General features: G+C 58.4%; 1 protein-coding gene. It reads left to right on the top strand.

Translation table 11 applies throughout. The features are described 5' to 3' along the window. The first annotated feature begins 242 nt into the window (after window positions 1–242). The gene (locus AWB68_RS47850) at window positions 243–1,145 is read left to right on the top strand and encodes a hypothetical protein (protein WP_125483299.1); all 903 of its coding nucleotides are present in this window, start codon (window positions 243–245) and stop codon (window positions 1,143–1,145) included. Window positions 1,146–1,924 lie beyond the last annotated feature (779 nt).

The raw sequence follows: 1,924 nt of genomic DNA, 5'->3' as shown, positions 1-1,924 counted from the left end.
CCCGTGCGACACGTGTCGCTGCATGGCCAGCCGTTCGGTTGGAGTAAGAGCAGGGACGTGCGGCGCCTCGCGGCCAGCTACGGCCGTTGCCCCACGCGTTCACACGGTAGTTCGAATGTCGGCTCTGCCCCCCGAGTTCGACACTTTCTCGCGTAAGTCATTGATTTTGCTACCGCAGGGGTAGCATTTTGTCCCTACACTGTTGTCGCTGACTCCATTTCGATCCGGATGCCGAGTTTCACTTGAACCGTCTCTATGTCAATCTCATCATAGAACAGGCGGCATTCGCGAACTCGTCGCCCGGAGCATCGACTTGTCGGCAACTGGTTCATTTTGGCGCCGGCGGCAACATCCATCGAGGAACGCAAGGGAGCGAACTTGTCAGCCATCAGTGCGCCGTCTATAACTTCAGGATGCGTGCTTTCTATGAGTGGAAGGTGCAGTTGAAGGGAGGGGCCCTGTCACTGTCACGGCTTGCAGGGATTCTTTCCCTTGGAACGGTTTTTCTGGCTAGCTGTGGCGGTCCGGGTACCAGTCTGAACGCCCGAGTCGCAGCGCCGAATATTTCGGTTCCTTCGGCGACAACAGACTCGCTGGCGTCGCCGCACCTCAGCTGGGAGGTGCTGGACTTGACCCCCAGCTCTTCGCAACCGGTCTTGAGCCCGTCGGGATTGTTTCCGGGCGACTTTTCAACGGCGGTAATCGGCGCTCACGCGTTTTTGGTCAAACTGTATGCCGGCAGCCCGCAGGGCGTGGGCAACTTGACACTGGGTGGCAGCATTCGCGAGGTCCAGTGTGGGTATTTCTACACTGCGACATCTTCCGGGTCCGCTGTACTACTTCGGCATGCGGTTCCCGTAGGCCACCCGGTCAGCCGTCTTCTCGAGGGCGATTTCCAGACCGAGACCCCGGGCGAGATGTCGGCGCTCGCCTACATCGTTGTCGACTTCAACAGCCAGATGCCACCCGCGAACAATGACCGCCAAATCTGTCCAATGGCGTACACCGACCCCCTCGTCTCACCCGAACTGCATATGGGCGTAACGTTCAACGGCACGCTGAGGCTGTGGGGCATGGCGTCGACGCGCGCCGATGCCGCTCGACGATCAACTGTATGGCTGACCATAAAGGTCCTTCCGGAATAGACACCAGCCGAGGGCATTTGCGTTTTGATAACGCGAAGAGGTGCGGTTTTCGACCGAGACTCGTCTCGGCCACTTGCTGCCGCTCGCACATCGCGCTGAGCCGACACTCGAACGGCTGGTCCACTCCGAAAACTGCCCGGTACCCAATGCGAACATCTCGGCCATTGCTGACGTTGGTTCAACGGCATGACAGCGGCAGGTGAGGACCTCATTGCCGTCATTCAGTGGCCGGTTGAATTTGTCGATCGTGAATGGCCGCTGTCGGGGAAATCGAATGTTCGTTGACGACCCGGAGCCGACATTCGCGTTGCCGCCGCGACAACGGCGCATTTCGGCGGGTCATCGGTCACTCACGCTCACGGCGACGCCGCCGTCGACTTCCGCTCAACGCCTTTGGCCGACGAGCAATGCAGTTATTCCGCACCCATTCAATCGCCTGCATGCACCGCTGTCAGACCGAAACCTGTTTTGAACCGATCCTATTCATCTTCTCCGCGGTGATTTTCCCATTGCCTTCGAACCTGAAAGGGCGGAGATGAAAACGACAGTGACCGAGAAGACGTGGCCGACATGTAGGACGACCGCTGCTCGCAACCGAGGATCTCGATTCAGGTGAACGGCGCGTTCGTTCATCGAGCGGGTGATCCGCATGGTTGAAAGCAAGGATTCAGGCAAGAGAAAGCGTGGTCGTCTAGTAAAATCCTAGCCAAACATATTTGAAATTTGAAGGCGGCGCCGTTGCAGCTAGTGGCGATTCGCTTCGTCGATAGCGCGAAGGA

This window comes from Caballeronia choica (assembly GCF_001544535.1).
In the GTDB taxonomy this organism is placed as follows: Bacteria; Pseudomonadota; Gammaproteobacteria; order Burkholderiales; family Burkholderiaceae; genus Caballeronia; species Caballeronia choica.
The sequence above is the reverse complement of the archived record's forward strand: the minus strand, read 5'-3'. Positions and strand labels throughout refer to the sequence as shown.